The sequence below is a fragment of the Acidovorax sp. Leaf160 genome (genome assembly GCF_001424265.1).
Classification (GTDB): domain Bacteria; phylum Pseudomonadota; class Gammaproteobacteria; order Burkholderiales; family Burkholderiaceae_C; genus Paracidovorax.
The window spans coordinates 92168-113091 of the sequence record NZ_LMOV01000003.1; the positions used below are offsets into that span (position 1 = coordinate 92168).

Annotated in this window: 17 protein-coding genes; 14 read left to right on the top strand and 3 right to left on the bottom strand. The window is 68.2% G+C overall.

From position 1 onward, the window contains the following. The first annotated feature begins 6 nt into the window (after nt 1–6). The 11 genes from ASF94_RS03430 to ASF94_RS03480 all read left to right on the top strand — a co-directional run bounded on the left by ASF94_RS03430 (nt 7) and on the right by ASF94_RS03480 (nt 11782). Nucleotides 7–1014, top strand: coding sequence for a branched-chain amino acid ABC transporter permease (locus ASF94_RS03430; RefSeq protein WP_056661759.1), 1008 nt, complete (start codon nt 7–9; stop codon nt 1012–1014). Continuing rightward, complete coding sequence (locus ASF94_RS03435) at nt 1011–1787, top strand: ABC transporter ATP-binding protein (RefSeq protein WP_056661587.1); 777 nt, start codon at nt 1011–1013, stop codon at nt 1785–1787. Before ASF94_RS03430 ends, ASF94_RS03435 begins: the two co-directional genes overlap by 4 nt. After that, nucleotides 1784–2491: an ABC transporter ATP-binding protein gene (locus ASF94_RS03440; protein ID WP_056661590.1), complete on the top strand. Its 708-nt coding sequence runs from the start codon at nt 1784–1786 to the stop codon at nt 2489–2491. Before ASF94_RS03435 ends, ASF94_RS03440 begins: the two co-directional genes overlap by 4 nt. Before the next feature lie 35 nt (nt 2492–2526). After that, the gene (locus ASF94_RS03445; protein WP_056661593.1) at nt 2527–3780 is read left to right on the top strand and encodes a Zn-dependent hydrolase; all 1254 of its coding nucleotides are present in this window, start codon (nt 2527–2529) and stop codon (nt 3778–3780) included. A 2-nt stretch (nt 3781–3782) separates the two neighbouring features. Further along, on the top strand, nt 3783–5252 hold the full coding sequence (locus ASF94_RS03450) for a M81 family metallopeptidase (protein ID WP_056661762.1): 1470 nt from the start codon (nt 3783–3785) through the stop codon (nt 5250–5252). A 380-nt stretch (nt 5253–5632) separates the two neighbouring features. Beyond that, nucleotides 5633–6562, top strand: a complete 930-nt coding sequence (locus ASF94_RS03455) for a GIY-YIG nuclease family protein (protein ID WP_056661596.1) — start codon at nt 5633–5635, stop codon at nt 6560–6562. A 142-nt stretch (nt 6563–6704) separates the two neighbouring features. After that, on the top strand, nt 6705–7328 hold the full coding sequence (locus tag ASF94_RS03460) for a hypothetical protein (protein ID WP_056661598.1): 624 nt from the start codon (nt 6705–6707) through the stop codon (nt 7326–7328). Beyond that, nucleotides 7312–7740, top strand: a complete 429-nt coding sequence (locus tag ASF94_RS03465; RefSeq protein WP_056661601.1) for a hypothetical protein — start codon at nt 7312–7314, stop codon at nt 7738–7740. Before ASF94_RS03460 ends, ASF94_RS03465 begins: the two co-directional genes overlap by 17 nt. 580 nt (nt 7741–8320) lie before the next feature. Continuing rightward, nucleotides 8321–10633 carry an NADP-dependent malic enzyme gene (locus ASF94_RS03470; protein ID WP_056661603.1) on the top strand — a complete coding sequence of 771 codons (2313 nt, stop codon included), beginning with the start codon at nt 8321–8323 and terminating at the stop codon, nt 10631–10633. A 155-nt stretch (nt 10634–10788) separates the two neighbouring features. Further along, the gene (locus ASF94_RS03475; protein ID WP_056661606.1) at nt 10789–11205 is read left to right on the top strand and encodes a ribonuclease domain-containing protein; all 417 of its coding nucleotides are present in this window, start codon (nt 10789–10791) and stop codon (nt 11203–11205) included. Between the two features lie 151 nt (nt 11206–11356). Then, the gene (locus ASF94_RS03480; protein WP_056661609.1) at nt 11357–11782 is read left to right on the top strand and encodes a barstar family protein; all 426 of its coding nucleotides are present in this window, start codon (nt 11357–11359) and stop codon (nt 11780–11782) included. Nucleotides 11783–12294: 512 nt separating this feature from the next. Here ASF94_RS03480 and rsmA read toward each other — a convergent pair. The 3 genes from rsmA to ASF94_RS03495 form a co-directional block, all read right to left on the bottom strand. Continuing rightward, the gene (gene rsmA / locus ASF94_RS03485; protein WP_056661612.1) at nt 12295–13068 is read right to left on the bottom strand and encodes a 16S rRNA (adenine(1518)-N(6)/adenine(1519)-N(6))-dimethyltransferase RsmA; all 774 of its coding nucleotides are present in this window, start codon (nt 13066–13068) and stop codon (nt 12295–12297) included. Continuing rightward, complete coding sequence (locus ASF94_RS03490; RefSeq protein WP_056661615.1) at nt 13065–14504, bottom strand: peptidylprolyl isomerase; 1440 nt, start codon at nt 14502–14504, stop codon at nt 13065–13067. Before ASF94_RS03490 ends, rsmA begins: the two co-directional genes overlap by 4 nt. Before the next feature lie 81 nt (nt 14505–14585). After that, on the bottom strand, nt 14586–17144 hold the full coding sequence (locus ASF94_RS03495; RefSeq protein ID WP_056661617.1) for an LPS-assembly protein LptD: 2559 nt from the start codon (nt 17142–17144) through the stop codon (nt 14586–14588). 82 nt (nt 17145–17226) lie between these two features. On the opposite strand from ASF94_RS03495, the gene ASF94_RS03500 reads away from it, so the two are divergent. From ASF94_RS03500 to ASF94_RS03510, 3 genes are all read left to right on the top strand, one after another. Next, nucleotides 17227–18381 (top strand): aminoglycoside phosphotransferase family protein, encoded by a 1155-nt coding sequence (locus tag ASF94_RS03500; RefSeq protein WP_056661618.1) that lies wholly within the window; start codon nt 17227–17229, stop codon nt 18379–18381. Between the two features lie 81 nt (nt 18382–18462). Further along, entirely contained in the window at nt 18463–19194 is a 732-nt protein-coding gene (locus ASF94_RS03505; RefSeq protein WP_056661621.1) for a 16S rRNA (uracil(1498)-N(3))-methyltransferase, read from the top strand. A gap of 398 nt (nt 19195–19592) precedes the next feature. Continuing rightward, nucleotides 19593–20822: a GGDEF domain-containing protein gene (locus tag ASF94_RS03510; protein WP_369818627.1), complete on the top strand. Its 1230-nt coding sequence runs from the start codon at nt 19593–19595 to the stop codon at nt 20820–20822. The last annotated feature ends 102 nt before the right edge of the window (nt 20823–20924 follow it).

Consider the following 20924-nt stretch of genomic DNA (forward strand, 5'->3'; position numbering starts at 1 on the left):
ACCGCCATGACGACGATCTTGCGCAAACACTTCCACCTGCTGCTGGCGCTGGCCTTCGTGCTGGCGATGCCGCTCACCATGCAGTCCGGCTCCCTCGCCAGCGAGGTGCTGATCTACGGCCTCGCGGCTATGGGTTGCAACCTGCTGCTGGGGCACACGGGGCTGCTCTCCTTCGGCCAGGGCATCTTCTTCGGGCTGGGCAGCTACACCATCGCCCTTACGCTCACGCGCTGGCCCCTGCCGATGCCGCTGGCCCTGGCGCTCGCCGTGGTGGCGGGCGCGGTGGGCGCGGCGCTGGTGGGCTGGGTCGCCATCCGGCAGCGCGGCACCTACTTCGTGATGCTGACGCTCGCCTTCGCGCAGATGTTCTACTTTCTCGCCTATTCGATGCCCGGCCTCACGGGCGGCGACAACGGCCTGATGGACATCCCGCGCCCGTCCCTGGCCGTGGGCGGGTTCACGCTCTGGCCGCTCACCTCGCCCTGGCAGTACTACGGCTTCGTCGCCGTGGTGTTCCTGGTGGCCTTCTGGCTGCTGCAGAAGGTGTCGGCCTCCGTCTTCGGCCGCACCCTGCTGGCCGTGCGCGACAACGAGGAGCGCGCGGGTGCCATCGGCTACGACCTGAAGCTGCTGAAGCTGCAGGCCTTCGTGATCTCCGGCGCCGTCACGGGCCTGGCCGGCGCGCTGCACGCCATGATGACCGGCATCGCCCCGCTGGCGAACGCCGAATACCACACGAGCGAGATGATCCTTGTGATGACCGTGATCGGCGGCACCGGCAACCTGCTGGCCTCGCTGCTGGGCTCGGCCTTCTACCTGATCGTGGGCGACTGGCTTTCCACCCTCTGGCCGCGTTGGCTGCTGCTGCTGGGCGTGGTGCTGATGGTCATCAGCTTAGGCATGCAGCGCGGCCTCTGGGGCCTGTTCGAATCGGTCTGGGACCGCCTGCGCGGCGCCAAGCACGCGAAGCACGCCACGGACGCCACCCCTGCCGGCACGGGAGACAAAGCATGAGCACGGCATCACCCATCCTGCTGGAAGCCGTCGGCGTCGAGAAGCGCTACGACAAGTTCGCCGCGCTCTCGGGCGTCGACCTGAAGGTGCGCGCCAACACCGTGCATTCGGTGATCGGCCCCAACGGCGCAGGCAAGACCACGCTGTTCCACATGCTCACCGGCACCAAGGCGGTGAGCGGCGGGCGCATCGTGTTCGACGGCCACGACGTGACCCGCGAGCCGGACCACCGCCGCGTGCAGCGCGGCATGGCGCGCTCGTTCCAGGTGACCAGCCTGTTCCTCACGCTGCCGGTGCGCGAGAACCTGCGGCTGGCCGCGCAGGGCACGGCGCCCGCGCAGGCGCTCAACTGCTGGAGCCCGCCCGTGGGCGCCCGCTCCCGCGCCGACGTGGTGGCGCGCGTGCTGGCCCGGCTGGGCCTGGAGCGCCATGCCGACACGCCCGTCGGCAACCTCTCGCACGGCCAGCAGCGCCGGCTGGAAGTGGGCATGGCGCTGGCGGCGGGCCCGAAGGCGATCTTCCTGGACGAGCCCACTTCGGGCATGGGCATCGACGACCTGGACGACATGAAGCGGCTGATCCAGGGGCTGAAGGACGAGCACACCGTGGTGCTCATCGAGCACAACATGAACATCGTGATGGACATCTCCGACACCGTCACCGTCATGCAGCAGGGCCGCGTGCTGGCCGAAGGCCATCCGCACGCGATCCGCAGCGACGAGCGCGTGCGCAGCGCCTACCTGGGCAACATGATCACCGGAGGCAAGGCATGACGAGCATCCTGCAGATCGAGGGGCTGCACGCCCACTACGGCAAGAGCCACGTGCTGCAGGGCGTGGACCTGCACGTGGACGACGGCGAACTGGTCACGCTGCTCGGGCGCAACGGCGCGGGCAAGACCACCACGCTCAAGAGCATCTGCGGCGTGGTGCAGCCCAGCGCGGGGCGCGTGCGCTTCCAGGGCGACGACGTGCAGGGCCTGCCCGCGCACCGCATCGCCCAGCGCGGCGTGTGCCTGGTGCCCGAGCACCGCGGCATCTTCCGGCTGCTCACGGTAGAAGAGAACCTGCTGCTGGGCCAGCGCAAGCAGTCGCCCTGGCAACTGGCCGACATCTACCGCATCTTCCCGCGGCTGAAGGAGCGCCGCAGCAACGGCGGCGGGCAGCTCTCGGGCGGCGAGCAGCAGATGCTGGCCATCGGCCGCGCGCTGATGAACGCACCGCGCCTGCTCATGCTGGACGAGCCCGTGGAGGGCCTCGCGCCCGTGATCGTCGAGGAGATCGTGTCCCAGCTGCAGGCGATCAAGGCCGCGGGCGTGGCCATTTTGCTGGTGGAGCAGAACCTCGAAGTCTGCACCCAGCTGGCCGACCGCCACTACATCATCGAGCAGGGCGCGGTCGTGCACGAGGCCCGCAACGACGCCTTCCTGGCCGATGAGGCGACCAAGGACCGCTACCTCGGCGTCGGCCTGGCATGACACCCCCACCCCATTCAGGATCACCCACCGTGGACATGAAGACTTCCCCCTCTGCGCTGCAGGCCCGCGTGAACGGCGCGCGCCTCTGGCAATCGCTAATGGACCTGGCGCGCATCGGCGCCACGCCGAAAGGCGGCGTGTGCCGGCTGGCGCTCACCGCGCTGGACGGCGAGGGCCGCGACCTGTTCGTGCGCTGGGCGCGCGAGGCCGGCTGCAGCGTGCGCATCGACGCCATCGGCAACATCTTCGCGCGCCGCGCCGGGCGCGACGACAGCCTGCCGCCCGTCATGACCGGCAGCCACATCGACACCCAGCCCACGGGCGGCAAGTTCGACGGCAACTACGGCGTGCTGGCCGGCCTGGAGGTGGTGCGCAGCCTGAACGACGCGGGCATCGAGACGGAGGCCCCGATCGAGGTCGCGGTGTGGACCAACGAGGAAGGCTCGCGTTTCGTGCCCGTGATGATGGGATCGGGCGTGTTCGCCGGGGCCTTCACGCTGGAGCATGCGCTGCAGCAGCGCGACAGCCAGGGCACCTGCGTGGCCGAGGCGCTCGCCGCCATCGGCTATGCCGGCGAGGCTGTCCCCACGCCTGCGGTGGGCGCGTATTTCGAGGCGCACATCGAACAGGGCCCGGTGCTGGAGGCCAACGGCTGCGTGATCGGCGTGGTGCAGGGCGCCCTCGGCCAGCGTTGGTACGACGTGACCGTGCAGGGCATGGAAGCCCACGCCGGCCCGACGCCCATGGACCTGCGCCGCGATGCGCTGCTGGCGGCGAGCAGCCTGGTGGAAGAAGTGAACCGCATCGCGCTGGAACACGCGCCGCACGCCCGCGGCACCGTGGGCGTGCTGGAGGTGTTCCCCAGTTCCCGCAACGTGATTCCCGGCAGCGTGCGCATGACGGTGGACCTGCGCGCCGCCGACGACGCGGTACTGCTACAGATGGACGCCGCCCTGCGCGCGGCCTGCGAACGCATCGGCACGGCGCGCCGCACGCCCATGGCGGTGGAGCAGGTGGTGTACTTCCCGCCGCAGCCCTTCACCCCCGAACTGGTGGAAGGCGTGCGCAGCGACGCGGCCACGCTGGGCTACAGCGCCATGGACGTGGTGAGCGGCGCCGGGCACGACGCCGTGTACCTGGCACGCCTGGCGCCCACGGCCATGGTCTTCGTGCCGTGCGCGGACGGCATCAGCCACAACGAGATCGAAGACGCCGAGCCCGAGCACCTGGAGGCCGGCTGCAACGTACTGCTGCACGCCATGCTGCGCAGCGCGGGGGTGGCGGCATGACCATGAAGTTCCTGATCGCCCGGCTCAACCACGAGACCAACACCTTCTCGCCGGTGCCCACACCGCTGGGAGCCTTCTCGCCCCGCTACGGGCAGGAGGCGCTGCAGGACAACCTGGGCATGCGCACCGCCATGGCGGCGTTCATCGACCTGGCCCGCAGCCTGAACGCCGAGATGGTGACGCCCGTGTCGGCCATGGCCAACCCCAGCGGCCCGGTGCATGCCGCTGCCTACGACGAGCTCACCCGCCGCATCGTGGAGGCCGCGCCCGGCTGCGACGCCATCCTGCTGGACCTGCACGGCGCCATGGTGGCCGAGAACAGCCCCGACGGCGAAGGCGACCTGCTGGAGCGCGTGCGCGCCGCCGCGCCGGGCGTGCCCGTGGCCGTGGCGCTGGACCTGCACGGCAACATCTCGCCCAAGATGGTCGCCCACGCCGACGTGATGGTGGGCTTCAAGACCTATCCGCACATCGACATGTACGAAACCGGCGAGCACGCCGGCCGCCTGCTGCTGGACATGCTGCAGGGCCGGGCGCGCTACACCGTGCGCTGGCATCCGCTGCCGATGATGGGCCACACGCTGCGCAGCACCACGCTGCAGGGCGCGATGCTGCGCGCGGTGGACGCGGCGCGTGCGGCCGAGGCCGAAGGCATTCCCGCCGCCACGGTGTTCGCGGGCTTCTCGCTCGCCGACATCGAGGCGCCGTGCATGAGCGTGGTCGTCACCGCCGATGCCGACGACCCCGCGCCGGCCCAGGCCGCCGCCGACCGCATCGCCGCCGCCATGTGGAAGGAGCGCACGGAGTTCGTCTACGACAGCGAGCCGCTGGACGCCTCCCTGCGGCGCGCCCAGGCGCTGGCCCAGGGCGCAGGCCGCCCGGTGCTGCTGCTGGACCACAGCGACAACTGCATGTCCGGCGGCACCTGCGACTCCATGGACGTGCTGCAGGCCGCCCTGGCCGAAGGCCTGGAAGACATCGCCGTGGGCCCGCTGTGCGACCCGGAGGCCGTCGCCGCACTGATTGCGGCCGGCAGGGGTGCCCGCGCCACCGTGCGCCTGGGCAACAAGGTGCCGCTCACTCAGCTCGGCGTGGCCAAGGAACCGGTGCCCGTCGAAGGCACCGTGGTGGCCATCAGCGACGGCGAATACACCGTCACCGGCCCCATCTACACCGGCCAGCGATGCGCCATGGGCCGCACGGTGCTGTTCGACACGGGCCGGGCGCGCATCGTGGTCACCGAGCGCACGCACGAGCCCTGGGACCTGGGCGTGTTCTCCTGCGTGGGCATGGACCCGACGGCCCACCGCTTCGTGCTGCTCAAGTCGCGCATGTACTGCCGGCCGGTGTTCGTGCCGCTCTCGCATGCGCTGGTCGAGTGCGACAGCCCGACCGGGGTGACGAGCTCCAACTACGCGCTGTTCCCCTTCAGGAACGTGCGAAGGCCGGTGTTCCCGCTGGATCCGGCTTAAAAACTTCCGCTGTCAAATTTTTCATGCAAATTGGCGTTGGCCTGACAGCCAAAACGGGTCACCGGAAACGCCTTTGATTTGCTGGGCGAAAGACACCTCGGACAATCGGATACATCCACGAGCGCATCAAGCTCCGGCTGCAGGGGCTCAGCCCGGTGGGGTGCCGGCTGACAAGCACCTCCTGATCGGCGGAATCGTGACCGTCCAACTTCTGGGGGTCAGGCCATTTTGAGGAGGCTCAACACTCTGAGAGGATTGAGCCATGAGCAAGTCGAATAAGTTCTCACCCGAAGTGAGCGAGCTCGCGGTGAAGATGGTGTAAGAACATCCGCGCCAGCAGATTGCCCAGGTCCAGCGACGTGACTGAAAGACTTTTCGCGATGTCCCCTTTCTCCCTCCGCATCTTCGTAGCCGACGGCGACCCCGACGGCCTGCGCATCGTCGAAAAATCCAACTGGATCGGCAAGACGCTGGTGTTCCCGCGTGCGCTGTTGCCACAGGTTAAAGCCCGGCTTGAGCTGGCGCAGACCGGCGTCTATCTTTTGATAGGGCCGCGCCCGGACGGCGAGGGCGACATGCTCTACGTGGGCGAGGGCGACCCCATCCGCCCTCGGCTGGAGAGCCACTATGCGCAAAAGGATTTCTGGACCCGCGCCATTGGCTTCACCACCACAACAGCCGGGCAGCTCAACAAGGCGCACGTGCAGTTTCTGGAGTCGCGTCTCATCGCCTTGGCCCGCGCCGCCAAACGTGTGCCGCTGGACAACGCAAACCTGCCCGCCGAGCCCAGCCTGAGCGAGGCTGACCGGGCCGACATGGAAGTTTTTTTGGGCCACATGCTGGGCATGCTGCCGGTGCTGGGTGTGCATGCGTTTGAGAAAGCGCAGCGTTTTGCTGTTGCACCGGCATTTGAAACCCTCGCCTCGCCCGCACTTGAACCAGCCGAACTCTCGACTCCGAATGCACCATTCGTTGCGACCCCAGTCGAGCTGGTTTGCCAAGGGAAAGGCTATGAAGCCCACGGCAGCGACACCGCACAAGGCTTCTTGGTATTTGCCGGTTCAACTGCTACGAATGAAATTGGTAGCTCACTCTCCTTCAGCCAACGGAAGCTACGAGAAGACCTGCTGACGAATGGCGTCATAAAGGTCGATGGCGCTGTGCTTCGTTTTAACTTGGACTACGTCTTTTCTTCACCGAGCACGGCGGCTAGTCTGATCCACGGCAGAAGCGCTAACGGGCGAATCGAATGGAAAGACAGCAACGGTAAAACTCTCAAGGCGCGGCAGGAGGCCGAAGCGGCTCAGTGATCAATTAACTACAAATTTGATAGCTGCTTATGCTTGATACACGGGAGGTATGAGCCATTTTCACTCCAACTCATATCCTTCGCGCTATTTCTACACCACTCACTCGACTTAAAAACCCATTTTGGGCATTAAAATACCCAAAATGGGCACGCAGTCAACACCCCCCGTCAAAATACAGCGCACCAGCTTGGCTGGTGCGCTGTTTTCTGGCACGCAGCAGCGTGTGCTGGGCCTGCTGTTCGGGCAGCCGGACCGCAGCTTCTACGCCACCGAGCTGATCAACCTGGCAGGCGTAGGCTCGGGAGCGGTGCAGCGGGAGTTGGCGCGCTTGGCCCAAACTGGCCTGGTCAAGGTCAGACCCGTGGGCAACCAGAAGCACTACCAAGCCAACCCGGATTCGCCCATCTACGACGAGCTGTGCAGCCTGGTGCGCAAGACAGTGGGCATGGCCGAACCCTTGCGCGCTACGCTGGCGCCGCTGGCGGCACAGATCAAGGTGGCGTTTGTGTATGGCTCCATCGCCAAGCAACAAGATACGGCACGCAGCGATATTGACCTGCTGCTGGTGAGCGACACCCTGACCTATGGCGACGCCATTCTGGCGCTGCAAGACTTGAGCGCGCAGTTGGGGCGCGAGGTCAACCCCAACATTTTTACGCCACAAGACTTCGCCCAGCGGCTGCGGGAAGGTGGCGCTTTTGTGTCGCGGGTCATGGCGCAACCCAAGGTCTGGCTGATTGGAGGACCGGATGACCTCGCCCTTTGACAACCTGGCTGGGCCGGGCAAGGCCCTGCGCGCAGAGTCGCCCGATGCGAATGAATTTGCCGGCCTGCAGCGCATGGGGCTGGCTCGCCTTCAAGACGCCCAAAAGCCAGACCTGGCGATTGAGAGCCGGTTTGACCTGGCCTACAACGCTGCGCACGCGCTATGCCTCGCGGCGTTGCGCTGGCATGGCTACCGCTCGGCCAACCGATTCATTGTTTTTCAACTGCTGCCCCACACGCTGGGCCTGGGCCCCGAGGTGTGGCGCGTTCTGTCCAAGTGCCATGACGCCCGCAACCTGGGCGAGTACGAAGGCATGCTCGAAGTCGATACACGACTCGTCACCGACCTGATTACGGCCTGCGAACGGGTAGCAGCCAAGCTTGGCGCCTTGCCGCCTATCACGCCCACATGAAACGCTCCCTCGTCCAGAAGCCCTGGAACTACCGCAACGTGCTGCGCGACGACGGCACGAGCCATGGCGACTACGTGGAGCATCTGACCTACCTGCCGTTCCTGAAGATGGCTGACGAGCGCCCTCGGCCACCGTACAACCAGCCCACTCGTCTAGGCGTAGCTGCAAGCCAAGGATGGCGACGAGTCGTTTGCCTGCACCAGCACCGAAAAAAACATCTCGAGCGCCAAGACTTCTGGGCCACACCAGTAACAAGCAGCTTAACTTTGTACAGGCCATTAAACAGCGCCAGGCGACTTGGTCACCAGAAAATCCAGATGGTGGCTAGCGCGCGTACCGGTACGCGCAGTTTCCGTTCAGGAACGTGCGGCGGCCGGTGTTTCCGCTCGATCCGGCTTGAACGGCTGGCGGGGCGGTGGGTGTCTGGAGGTCAGGGGTGCTTCGCTTGGATTAAGACGAATTACTTACCAGGGTTTCTACTGCGGGCTGACTACAATCGCACTCCCCCAAGACCCCGACCCGCCCTGGAGCGCTCTGTTGGCGCGGTCTGGCAGACTTTCACAGAGCTGGAGACCCCTTGATGTCCGATAACTCCCCGGTCAGCGCCACGCCAGACAAACGCGCCCTGCTGCGCCAAGCAGCCCTCGAATACCACGAGTTTCCAAAGCCGGGAAAGATCGCCATCGCGGCCACCAAGCAGATGGTCAACCAGCACGATCTGGCGCTGGCCTACTCGCCGGGCGTGGCCGCTCCGTGCGAGGAGATCGTCAAGGACCCCGCCGCCGCCTTCCGCTACACCTCGCGCGGCAACCTGGTGGGCGTGATCTCCAACGGCACGGCCGTGCTGGGCCTGGGCGACATCGGTGCGCTGGCCTCCAAGCCGGTCATGGAAGGCAAGGCGGTTCTGTTCAAGAAGTTCGCCGGCGTCGACGTGTTCGACATCGAGATCAACGAGAAGGACCCGGCCAAGCTGGTCGAGGTCATTGCCGCGCTGGAGCCCACCTTCGGCGCCATCAACCTGGAAGACATCAAGGCGCCCGAGTGCTTCTACGTCGAGCGCGAGCTGCGCAAGCGCCTGAACATTCCGGTGTTCCACGACGACCAGCACGGCACCGCCATCACGGTGGCCGCCGCCATGCTCAACGCCCTGAAGGTGGTGAACAAGGACATCGGCTCCGTGCGCCTGGTGGCCTCCGGTGCGGGCGCTGCCGCCCTCGCCTGCCTGAACCTGCTGCTGAAGGTGGGCCTGAAGCGCGAGAACGTGTTCGTCACCGACCTGGCCGGCGTGGTCTATGAGGGCCGCACCGAACTAATGGACGAGGACAAGATCCAGTTCGCCCAGAAGACCGACCTGCGCACCCTGGGCGAGGTCATCGAAGGCGCCGACGTGTTCCTGGGCCTGTCGGCCGGCGGCGTGCTCAAGCCCGCCATGGTGGCCAAGATGGCCGCGCGCCCCGTCATCTTCGCGCTGGCCAACCCCAACCCCGAGATCACCCCCGAGGACGCCCATGCCGTGCGCGGCGACGTGGTGATGGCCACCGGCCGCACCGACTACCCGAACCAGGTCAACAACGTCCTGTGCTTCCCGTACATCTTCCGCGGTGCGCTCGATTGCGGCGCGACGACCATCACGCTGGAGATGGAGATCGCCGCGGTGCACGCCATCGCCGAGCTGGCCCAGGCCGAGCAGAGCGAAGTGGTGGCCGCCGCCTACGTGGGCGAGCCGCTGGCCTTCGGCCCCGAATACCTGATCCCCAAGCCGTTCGATCCGCGCCTGATGATCAAGATCGCGCCGGCGGTGGCCCAGGCCGCCGCCGACAGCGGCGTGGCCCAGCGCCCGATCGCCGACATGGACGCCTACCGCGACCACCTGCAGACCTTCGTCTATGCCTCCGGCACGATGATGAAGCCCATCGTCAGCGCCGCCAAGCTGGCTTCCAAGAAGCGCGTGGCCTATGCCGAGGGCGAGGAAGAACGCGTGCTGCGCGCCGCGCAGATCGTGGTGGACGAGAAGATCGCCCGCCCGACGCTGATCGGCCGCCCCGCCATCATCGCCCAGCGCGTCGAGAAGTTCGGCCTGCGCCTGAAGGAAGGCGTCGACTACGACGTGGTGAACGTCGAGAACGACCACCGCTACCGCGACTTCTGGCAGACCTACCACCGCATGACCGAGCGCAAGGGCATCACCGTGCCCATCGCCAAGATCGAGATGCGCCGCCGCCTGGCGCTGATCGCCGCCATGCTGCTGCACAAGGGCGAAGTGGACGGCATGATCTGCGGCACCTGGGGCCACACCGCGCACCACCTGAACTACATCGACCAGGTGATCGGCAAGCGCGCGGGCGTGAACACCTACGCCTGCATGAACGGCCTGCTGCTGCCCGACCGCCAGGTGTTCCTGGTGGACACGCACGTCAACTACGACCCCACGGCCGAGCAGCTGGCGGAGATCACCGTGATGGCGGCCGAGGAAATGATGCGCTTCGGCATCAAGCCCAAGGCCGCGCTGCTGTCGCATTCCAACTTCGGCTCCAGCAACCAGCCCAGCGCCGTGAAGATGCGCCAGACCCTGGACCTGCTGCGCGTGCAGGCCCCCTGGCTGGAAGTGGACGGCGAGATGCACGGCGACGTGGCCCTGGATGCCGCGCTGCGCACCCAGGTCATGCCGCACAGCACGCTGGCCGGCAGCGCCAACCTGCTGGTGCTGCCCAACATCGACGCGGCCAACATCTCCTACAACCTGCTGAAGACGGCGGCCGGCGGCGGCATCGCCATCGGCCCGGTGCTGCTGGGCGCGGCCGAACCGGTGCACGTGCTGACGGCCAGCGCCACCGTGCGCCGCATCGTCAACATGACGGCGTTGACCGTGGCCGACGCCAACGTGGCGCGATAAGCGCCTTCCGCCGAGCAAGCGCTAACTTTTATCCACCTTTGAACCGCCGAGCGCCTGCCCAATCTTTGGGCAGGCGCTTGCTTTTTGGGCACCTTTCCGTCACACTTGCGGCTCGAAATTTCGGGTTAACCCGTAGTTTCTGAAAGGTGTCGTTGATGTTGAAGGCTGTCGCCCTGCAGGCGTACAAAGCAAGTTGCAAGGCAGTTTGGGGAAGCGCACTGGGCCTGGCGTTGACGCTGTCGCCCCTGGCGGCATCGGCCCGCAATGCCCCCGAAGCCACCGTCTCTCCCCCGATCGCGCTGGCCGAATTGCCGCCGCAGGGCCGCAGCACCTACGCGCTGATCCGTGAAGGCGGCCCCTTCCCCCATGACAAGGACGGAACGGTGTTCGGCAACCGGGAACGTTTGCTGCCCGCCAACCGGCGCGGTTACTACCGCGAATACACCGTCAGGACACCGGGTGCCCGCAATCGGGGCGCCAGGCGCATCGTCTGCGGAGGCCCGCCCCGCACGCCGGACGCCTGTTTCTATACCGCCGACCACTACGCGAGCTTCCGTGAGATCAAGGAATGACGGAATGACTCGGCGATGAACGCCCACCGGCGTTCACGGTTGCGCCACGGCGCACCGAGCGTGGATGAATGGGATTTTTTCCTCCGTCAGATCCTCCCACCGGTCTTGCGGAACTTCTTTTTTGTAGACATCTGAATGAAAGAGCGCGGAGATGGAAACGCCACTTCGTAGAGACCAGGACAACCCCTTGCGCGGTGTGCGCGGCAATATCGTGCAGTCGATCCGGGCCTTCCGGGTGCAGGACCTGCAGAATGCCGCCAGCACCCTGGGGCAGCATTTCCTGTATGCCAACCTGGCCCATGCACAGACCAAGCAGGACGTGCTCGACCTGATTGCCGCGCAGTTCACCTTCCCGGCGCACTTCGGCAAGAACTTCGACGCGCTGTACGACTGCATGACGGACCCGTTGCACAAATCGGGCCCGCAGCCAGGCTTTATCGTGGTGCTGGAACAGATTCCCGCCACCGTGAAGTTCGACAAGGAAGCGCGCGAACAACTGCTCGACATCTTCCGCGACGCCGCCGACTACTGGGGCGACCGCAAGATCCCGTTCCGCTGTTTCTATTCTTTTCTGTAGCCCGTTCTGCAACCACCGGCCAGGCAGAACGGGCCAGCGAGGCTAGCGACACCGCCGCAGTCTCGGCACCGGCCATCGGTATCGTGATCGAGCCCGCCACGGGCGAGAAGATGCCCACCGACAAGCTGGTGGACGTCTCTCCGCTGGCGCTGCGGATGAGCAGTCCGTTCAACGCCGGCTACTGGCTGGCGGCGGCGTAGCATTCGGCACTACCCCCTGAGGCGCTTACGCGCCTTCCCCCTTCTCTCCACGCGCTTCGCGCTACGGGAAGGGGGACGACACCAGCGCGGCGGGGCGGCCCTTGCGCTGTGTCCCTGGCCCGGGCCGTGGTCGGTTCGAGCGCAGTGACGGCATCTTGCTGCGGAGTCAGGTGAACAAAGTACAGTTCAGCTCCCCCGCTGCCTCTGATGGGATGGCTTGCTCAGGCATGCCGGTTCAGTGGCAAATCCTCTGCCCGGATGCGATTGGCAGGCAACGGCAGCAACGTTCTACGTGTTCCGTTCAGGCCCCACTCAGCAGCACGCCTGTGCCAGCGCCACATATTCGGCGACCGGCACTTCCTCGGCGCGGCGCTGGGTGTCGAAGGTGCCGGCGAACTGGCGTGCCTCCAGCCAGCGGCCCAGGGTGTGGCGCAGCAGCTTGCGGCGCTGGCTGAAGGCCACCTGCACCAGTTCTTCCAGCAGCTTGGGCTCCAGCGGGGCGGGCTCGGCGCGGGGCACCATGCGCACGACGGCGCTGTCCACGCGCGGGGGCGGGTCGAAGCTTTCCGGCGGCACGAACAGCACGTCTTCCATGGCGTAGCGCCACTGCAGCATCACCGACAGGCGGCCGTAGTCGTTGGTGGCGGGCGATGCGACCATGCGGTCGATCACCTCTTTTTGCAGCATGAAGTGCTGGTCTTCGATCACATCCACAGACTCCAGCAAGTGGAACAGGATGGGCGTGGAGATGTTGTAGGGCAGATTGCCCACCACTCTGATTTTCGGAGCAGCCAACCCTTGTGCCACCTGCGCGAAGTCCACTTTCAGCACGTCGGATTCGATCACGTCCAGCTGGCCGTGCTGACGCAGGCGCACGGCCAGGTCGCGGTCCAGCTCGATGACGGTGAGCCGCCCGAGGCGCTCGACCAGCGGCTGGGTGAGCGCCGCCAGGCCCGGGCCGATTTCCACCATGGGCTGGCCGGGGCGCGGATCGATGGCGCGGACGATGGCATCGATGATGCCGCCGTCGCTCAGGAAATGCTGGCCGAAGCGCTTGCGCGCGATGTGTTTGCCGCCGCCGCTCATTGGGGAGGGTCGCGGAATTCGACGTAGGCGCGGCCCCGGATCTCCTGCAGCCAGTTGGCGTAGGCTTCGTCGAGCTTCTTCTCGCGCACCACGTCGCGCACTGCATCGCGCTGTTCGCGCTGCGTGAGCTTGGCTTCGCGACGGTCCAGCAGCTGGATCAGGTGGACGCCGAAGCGCGACACCACCGGCTGGCTGATCTCGCCGGGCTTGAGGTTGTTGAGGGCCTCTTCGAATTCCGGCACGTAGCGGCCGGGGCCGGCCCAGCCCAGGTCGCCGCCCTCCTTGGCGCTGCCGTCCTGCGAATGTTCGCGCGCCAGCGTGGCGAAGTCGGCGGTGCCGGCCTGGATGCGGCTGCGGTAGTCGGCCAGGCGCTCTGCGGCGGCCGCCTCGGACAGCTGCGGGCTGGCGCGCAGCAGGATGTGGCGGGCGTGCGTCTGGATGGCCGTGGCGGCCACGCCAGGGCGCGTCTTCTCGATCACCTTGAGCACGTGGAAGCCGGCCGGCGAGCGCACCGGCCCGACGACGCCGCCCACCGCCGTGCGGGCCGTGGCGTTGAGGAACAGCTCGGGGTAGCGGTCGGCCGGGCGCAGGCCCAGCTCGCCGCCCGTCGCGCCCTCCGGAGCTTCCGACACGTCGCGCGCGACCTTGGCGAAGTCTTCGCCGGCCCGCACGCGGTCAGCCGCAGCCTGGGCGCGCGCCCGGCGCTGCTCCGCCACCTCGGGAGTGGAGCCTTCGGGCACGACCACCAGGATGTGGCCCAGGTTGATCTCGAACTTGGACGGATCGGCGCTGCCTTGCTGGTCCCGCAGGTACTGGTCGATTTCCAGGTCGCTCACCTTGACGCGGGATTCGACCTCGCGCTCGCGCAGGCGCTGCATCAGCAGCTGGCTGCGCAGCTCCTGCATGAAGCGGTCGCGGCTGATGCCGTCCTGCGCCAGGCGGCGGTACATCTCGTCGGTGCTGACGTTGTTCTGGCGCGCGACCGACTGCGCGGCCTGCGTCACGGCGAGATCGTCCACCTTGATGCCGCCCTCGGCCGCCAGCTGCAGCTGGATCTTCTCGAGCACCAGGCGGTCCATCACCTCTTTGGCGATGCGCGCCTGCGAAGGCCGCTCGCCGCCCTGGGCGGCGAGCTGCGCCTCCATGCGGGCCTGGCGGGTGCGCACTTCGTTGTTGGTGATGGGCTCGGAATTGACCACGGCCACGATGTAGTCGGCCTGGCGCGGCAGTGCGCCGGCGTTGCCGCCGCCCCCCGGCGCCGGCAGGGTGACGGCCGGCGTGCTGCGCGGAAAGCCGCCCGCGCCGGAACCCGCGGAGCCGGCGCTCAGGCCGGTGCCGGAAGAAGGCCGCAGGCCCTGCGCTTGGACGGCCGGTGGCACGGTGCCTGCCACGGCGGTCAGGCAGGCCAGGCCGAAGGTGATGGCGCGTTGTTTCATGGCGTGTTCAGAGTGTGAAGGCGGGAAGGCGGTTCCCATCGGCCCGCCGGCGCCAGCGCGCGGCGTGCGGGACCGGGGGCATCAATCGTAGTTGGAGAAGCGGCTGGGCACCGTGGTGTTCTGTTGCAGCACCTGGTAGCCAGGCACGTTCTTCTGCAGGCTGGTCAGCGGGTTGGCGCCGAGCGACAGGCGCGAGAAGCCGGAGAACTCGATCTGGAACAGCAGGCGCGTGTTGGCGGAGGTGATCGTGTTCTGCAGGCGCTCCAGCACCACGCGGCCGATCCAGCAGCAGCCCTGGTATTCCACGCCCACCACGGTGTCCACCAGGCGGCGGTCCTTCAGGCTGTAGTTGAGCCGGCCCACGCTGTACCAGCGGCCCCCGTCGCGGCCGGCGGCCGGGTCGGCGCTGACGCTGCCGCCCCAGGGCAGGGCCAGCGGCCACTGCCAGCCGAAGTCCATCTGTTCGCTGGGTTCGGTGATCACGTCGGTCACGCGCTGCAGGCGGTATGCGGCGGTGAGGGTGCGGTACTTGCCCGGCATGTAGCGCGCTCCCACGGTGGTGCGCAGCGAGCGGCCGGTCTTGGGGTTGTACTGCACCAGCGAATCGAGCGCCCACTCCCGCGTCCAGTTGATGCCGGCACCCAGCAGCACGTCCGACAGCCGGTCGCTCACGGGTGTGCCGCCCGGCATGGTCACGTCCTGGTCGGAAAAGCGCAGGCGCTGGGCGATGCCGGCGCGCACGACCTCGGCGCCGGTGTCGGGGTCGAGCAGGCGGCTGGTGACGCCCAGCGTCAGCAGGTTGTTGTCGGCCAGGCGGTCGTTGCCGCCGAATGCGTTCTCCGTGTAGATGGAGGCGAAGTTGAAGTCGTTGGGCGCGGTGTCGTACACCGGCAGCATGCTCTGGTCGCGGAAGGGCGTGTAGGTGTAGAAGGCGCGCGGCTCCAGCGTCTGCAGGAAGTTGCGGCCGAAGAACTGGGTGTCGCGTTCGAACACCAGGCCGCTGTCCAGACTGAAGGTGGGCAGCGTGCGCTGGTAGCTGCGCTGGCCATTGGCGAGCGGCGCGTCGAATTCATACTGCGACGTGTGCAGCTGCACGCGCGGGGTGATGAAGCCGGCCGGCGCCAGGAAGGGCCGGCTGATCTGCGCCATGGCATAGCTGCGCCGTGCGTTGGGCTGTCCGGTGAGCGCCCGGTCGGCATGGAAGTCGGTGTAGTCGGCGTCCACGCTGGCGTCGAAGCCGCCCGCCAGCTGCACGGGCGAGTAGCGCCAGTGCAGCTGCGGCAGCCGGTCATAGGGCGGCAGGATGGGCGAATCGACGTCCTGCAGCGTCTGCCACTTGACGATGCGCGCACTCAGCGAATGGTCGCCGCCGGCCCACGACAGCGAGGCCTCGCCGGGCAGCAGGCGCTGGTTCAGCCGATCGGCGGCGGTGGTGCCGCCCGCGCCGCGCAGGCTGAAGTCGCGCCAGTACTGGTCGTCGCTCACGCGTCGCAGGTTCACGTTCAGCCCCAGCCCGCCGATGGGGCTGTCGATGGTGCCGCGGTGCTTGATGCCGTAGGCCCAGCGGTCGCGGTCGCGCAGGCGGTCGGCGGGCAGGTAGTCGCCGAACAGCTCGCCGCTGTAGGTGGGCTCCAGGTAGCGGAATTCGCCAGCCAGGTTCACGCCGCGCTTGCTCAGCACGGTGGGAGTGATGGTGGCGTCGCGGTTCGGCGCGATGTTCCAGTAGTAAGGCTGCGAATACTCGATGCCGCTCACGCTGTCGATGCCGATGGTGGGCGGCAGCAGGCCGGACTTGCGGCGGTCGGACAGCGGGAAGCTGATGCGCGGCACGGGCAGGATCGGCACGCCCTTGAATTCGAGCACGGCGTTCTCGGCGGTGCCCACGTCCTCGGACTTGTCCAGCCGGATGGTGCGTGCCCGCAGGATCCAGTCCGGCTGCCAGGTGGCTTCGTCGGTGCGCTGGCAGGTGGTGTAGTTGCCGCCATGCACCACGGTGCGGTCGCGGTCGATGAAGTCCACCCGCGTGGCCTCGCCATGGGCGGAATTGGCCAGCAGCCGGTAGTTGACGTCGTCGAAGTACCCATTGAACGCGTCGACCCGCAGCTGCAGCTGCGAGCCCTGGTACACGTTGCCCGCACTGTTGATGCGCACGTTGCCGGTGCCGGTGGCCAGGTCCTCCGGCATGTCGTAGTCCATGCGGTCGGCGCGGATGACGGTGTCGGCGCGGCGCAGTTCGGCGTGGCCGTCCAGCGTGGCCTTGATGTCGGGCTGAACGACCAGCTGGTCGCCCATCAGGAAGGTGGGCAGCTGGCTGCGCGTGCCTTCGGGAATGGTTTCCTGCAGCACCGGGCTGTTGCGCAGCTGCGGTGCGGGGCCGGCGGGGCTGTCGGTGGCGGACTGCAGGGGGGCCGCAGCCGGTGCGGCTGGCGGCGCCCCATCGCCCGGGGCGATTTGCGCCAGCACGCTGAGCGGCACGCCGCAGAGCATCCAGGCGGCGAGCTGGGCCAACCGGCGGCGCTCGAAGCGCGGCGCATCGGCGCGGCGCCGCCGCGCTGCCTTGAGAGGCGACGGCGATGCAGTGGCAGCGGTCGGCAGGGAAGTCGGCGGTGAAAGCAGGTCGGGCAAGGCGAGGCGGTCCATGGAATCAGCCGTTCGGCGGGGCGGCGCGGGCGCAGCGGGCCACCCGGCGGGGGGCGGGCCGGGTTCTAAAATCGGATTATCCATGAGCCACCCACCCTCTACCCCAGCCCTGGGCGCGGCCGCGCCCGCACCCGGCACCGCCGCCGCCACCGGCACCGCCGCCGTCGCCTGGGCCGACCCGGCCCGCCACGCCGCCTTCGACGCCTGGCTGGCGCCCCTGGCCGCCGCGCACGGCGTGCTGCCGCAGACGCTGCGCCCTGCCTCCGCCGATGCCAGCTTTCGCCGCTACCTGCGGCTGGACCGCGCTGGCGGCGGCAGCTGCATCGTCATGGACGCTCCGCCGGACAAGGAAGACTGCCGCCCTTTCGCCCACGTGCAGGGGCTGATGCAGGCCGCGGGCATGCGCGTGCCGGACATCCTGGCCTGGGACGAGGCGCATGGTTTCATGCTGCTGAGCGACCTGGGGCACCAGACGGTGATCGAGCGGCTGGACCCGGCCCGGCCGGACGCTGCCCACGCCTGGTACATGCAGGCGGCCGACACGCTGCTGCAGTGGCAGCTGGCTTCCCGGCCCGGCGTGCTGCCGGCCTACGACGAGCCGCTGCTGCGCCGTGAGCTGGCCCTCTTCCCCGACTGGTACGTGGCGCGCCACCGCGGCGGCGTGGTGCTGGACGACACGCAGCAGGCCACGCTCCAGCGCGCGTTCGATGCCATCGTGCGGGAGAACCTTTCGGCCCCGCAGGTGTTCGTGCACCGCGACTTCATGACCCGCAACCTGATGGCCCACCCCGATGGCGATCGCGCACCGCTCGGCGTGCTCGACTTCCAGGACGCGGTCTACGGCCCCATCACCTACGACGTCGCCAGCCTGCTGCGCGACGCCTTCATCTCCTGGGACGAGGAATTCGTCATCGACATTACCGTGCGTTACTGGGAGAAGGCGCGCCGTGCCGGCCTGCTGGGCGCGGGCAGCGCCAGCGGCTGGGGCGACGACTTCGGCGAGTTCTACCGCGGCGTGGAATGGATGGGCCTGCAGCGCCACCTGAAGGTGGCCGGCATCTTCGCGCGCCTGACCCTGCGCGACGGCAAGCCGCGCTACCTGGCCGACGCGCCCCGGTTCATCGGCTACATCCGCTCGACGGCCGACCGCTACCGCGAGCTGGGGCCGCTGCTCAAGGTGATCGACCACATCGAAGGCATGCACACCCCCACGGGCTACGCCTTCGGCCGGGTCTGAGCGTCGGCACATCCAGAATCACAGCCAAATCGGCCGCCAGCGCTCTATTTATCATCGCATGCAGCTATCAAATCAATAGTAATGCCTCGTTTCCACTGCCCCTTGCCGCTGGCGCCTGGCGCCGCCATCGCGCTGCCCCCCACCGCTGCCCGCCATGTGCAGGTGCTGCGACTGCAGCCGGGCGACGCCATCACCCTGTTCGACGGGCGCGGCGGCGAGCACGCCGCCACGGTGACGCGCATGGGGCGCTCCGACGTCGAGGTGGAAGTGGGCGCGCACGACCCCGTCGAGCGGGAGGCGGCGCGCCCGGTGCATCTGCTGGTGGGCATGCCCGCCAACGAGCGCATGGACTGGCTGGTCGAGAAGGCGACCGAACTGGGCGCCGCCAGCATCCAGCCCGTGGCCGCCGCCCGCAGCGTGCTCAAGCTCTCGGGCGAGCGCGCCACCAAGCGCCAGGCGCACTGGCAGGCGATCGCCGTGGCCGCCTGCGAGCAATGCGGCCGCAACCGCGTGCCGCTGGTGCATCCGCCCCTGCCATTGGCCGACGCGCTGCGCGGCGCGCAGGGCGCCACCGGGGCTGGGCCGGCAGCGCGGCTGGTGCTGTCGCTGCGCCCGGGCACGAGGCCGTTGCGGGACGCCGCTGGCACGGGAGACGCGCCCGTGTGGGTGCTGCATGGCCCCGAGGGCGGTTTGACATCGCAGGAGGAAGATGCCGCGCTCGCCGCCGGCTTCCTGCCCGCCAGCCTGGGCGCGCGCGTGCTGCGGGCCGAAACAGCGTCGGTGGCGGCCCTGGCGCAACTGGTGTTCGGCTGACCGGCCCCGACCCCGGCCCCCCCGCACGAGCGCGACGCCGCGCCGCCCGGCGGCAGCCAGCGGAGGCGCTGACGCCGGGGCCCCACGCACGGGCCGGACCAGGGCGTGATACCGGCTGGCGGCACGCCGCTGACTGCCGGCATTCACCTACGCGGTGGCCCGCGCAGGCCCGCCACGATGTTGCCGACTACCCCCCGCAGCCTGCGCTCTACTGCCGCCCACTCGCCGCCCATCGTCCACAGGTGCGGACCGGCGACACCTGAGAGCGGCACTTGGCGGAATGCGGCGGGAAGCAGGGTTTGCTCTGCGTGGGCGGGGCTGACGCCGCGGCGTCGCCGAACCTAGAATGCGCCCCACGGCCCCCCCGATGCAGCAGCCCCGCCGAGGCCCACATTCTGATGAAAGGACGCTGCTTGCACGAGGCCGATTCGCCCGCCGCCTGGCACCCCGGCCAGGCCCAGGACCAGCACCATGGCGAAGACTGTGCGCTGGCCAGCGGGCATGCATCCCCCCGACACCGGAGCTTTCGGCAGCGCCTGCACGACTGGGTGCTGACCGACGACCGGCGCCAGCGCCAGCGGCTGACCATGGCCGGCCTGGCGGCGCTGCTGATGCTCTGCTGCATGCTGTCCATGCACATCGTGGCGGCGGTCGGGCTGGCGGATGCGCGGCTGGTGAATGCCTGGACGGTGATGTGCGTGGCCGGCCTGCTGATCGTGTATGCGCTGATCCGCAGCGGCTATTCGCTGCGCTTCCCCGACCCGTCGCTCACCCATGCGCAGATCCTCTACGCCATCGCCTGCAACGCGGTGGCCTACGTCATCGCCGGGCCGGCGCGCGGCATTGCGCTGCCCATCCTCGCGGTGGTGATGATGTTCGGCATGTTCGGGCTCACCCCGCGCCAGATGATCGGCGTGATGGTCTACGCGCTGGTCATGTTCGGCATTGCCGGCGCGGTGGTCGAATGGCGCAGCGAGCCGGGCCATTCGCAGGCGCTGTCGCTGGCCTACGCGGTGATGATCGTGGTGGTGCTGCTCAGCTCCACCTTCCTCACCCGGCGGGTGCAGGCCACGCGGGAGCACCTGCGCCGCCAGCGCTACGAGCTGGCCCAGGCCGTCGAGCAGGTGCGCAAGCTGGCCACGCACGACGAGCTGACCGGCCTGCCCAACCGCCGCTACATGCTGGAGGTGCTGCGCCTGGAAGTGCTGCGCGCGCAGCGCTCCGGCCAGCCGTTGCTGGTGGCGCAGCTGGACATCGACCATTTCAAGACCGTCAACGACACCCACGGCCACGCCATGGGCGACCGGGCGCTGCAGGTGTTCGCCCGCACCGTGCGCGCCAGCGTGCGGGCGAGCGACGTGCTGGCCCGCTGGGGCGGAGAGGAATTCATATTGCTGCTGTGCAACACCCCGCTGGCGCCGGCCGATGACCTGCTGGAGCGCGTGCGCCACGCGGTCGCGGCCCAGCGGCTGGAACGCCCGGGCAGCCCGCCGCTGCAGATGACGGTGTCGATCGGCGTGACCTGCCTGCGCCCGGGCGAGGCGCTGGAAGAAGCCCTGGAGCGGGCCGACCGCGCGCTCTACAGCGCCAAGGCGGCGGGCCGCAACCGGGTGGCCTGGATGACGTGAGCGCATGCGCCCTGCCGCACGACTGCCCGATTGCCCGATTGCCCGATTGCTATCGATTCGATAGCTGCAGGCGCTGATCCAACAAGCGGCAGAGGCACTTTT

Coding starts and splice junctions, on each gene's coding strand:
- rsmA (WP_056661612.1), bottom strand. CDS start 13,068: ATGAGCGGCGGCGGCAAACACATCGCGCGCAAGCGCTTCGGCCAGCAT.
- ASF94_RS03500 (WP_056661618.1), top strand. CDS start 17,227: ATGAGCCACCCACCCTCTACCCCAGCCCTGGGCGCGGCCGCGCCCGCA.
- ASF94_RS03505 (WP_056661621.1), top strand. CDS start 18,463: ATGCCTCGTTTCCACTGCCCCTTGCCGCTGGCGCCTGGCGCCGCCATC.
- ASF94_RS03430 (WP_056661759.1), top strand. CDS start 7: ATGACGACGATCTTGCGCAAACACTTCCACCTGCTGCTGGCGCTGGCC.
- ASF94_RS03475 (WP_056661606.1), top strand. CDS start 10,789: ATGTTGAAGGCTGTCGCCCTGCAGGCGTACAAAGCAAGTTGCAAGGCA.
- ASF94_RS03490 (WP_056661615.1), bottom strand. CDS start 14,504: ATGAAACAACGCGCCATCACCTTCGGCCTGGCCTGCCTGACCGCCGTG.
- ASF94_RS03435 (WP_056661587.1), top strand. CDS start 1,011: ATGAGCACGGCATCACCCATCCTGCTGGAAGCCGTCGGCGTCGAGAAG.
- ASF94_RS03465 (WP_056661601.1), top strand. CDS start 7,312: ATGACCTCGCCCTTTGACAACCTGGCTGGGCCGGGCAAGGCCCTGCGC.
- ASF94_RS03440 (WP_056661590.1), top strand. CDS start 1,784: ATGACGAGCATCCTGCAGATCGAGGGGCTGCACGCCCACTACGGCAAG.
- ASF94_RS03480 (WP_056661609.1), top strand. CDS start 11,357: ATGGAAACGCCACTTCGTAGAGACCAGGACAACCCCTTGCGCGGTGTG.
- ASF94_RS03450 (WP_056661762.1), top strand. CDS start 3,783: ATGAAGTTCCTGATCGCCCGGCTCAACCACGAGACCAACACCTTCTCG.
- ASF94_RS03455 (WP_056661596.1), top strand. CDS start 5,633: ATGTCCCCTTTCTCCCTCCGCATCTTCGTAGCCGACGGCGACCCCGAC.
- ASF94_RS03470 (WP_056661603.1), top strand. CDS start 8,321: ATGTCCGATAACTCCCCGGTCAGCGCCACGCCAGACAAACGCGCCCTG.
- ASF94_RS03510 (WP_369818627.1), top strand. CDS start 19,593: ATGAAAGGACGCTGCTTGCACGAGGCCGATTCGCCCGCCGCCTGGCAC.
- ASF94_RS03495 (WP_056661617.1), bottom strand. CDS start 17,144: ATGGACCGCCTCGCCTTGCCCGACCTGCTTTCACCGCCGACTTCCCTG.
- ASF94_RS03445 (WP_056661593.1), top strand. CDS start 2,527: ATGAAGACTTCCCCCTCTGCGCTGCAGGCCCGCGTGAACGGCGCGCGC.
- ASF94_RS03460 (WP_056661598.1), top strand. CDS start 6,705: ATGGGCACGCAGTCAACACCCCCCGTCAAAATACAGCGCACCAGCTTG.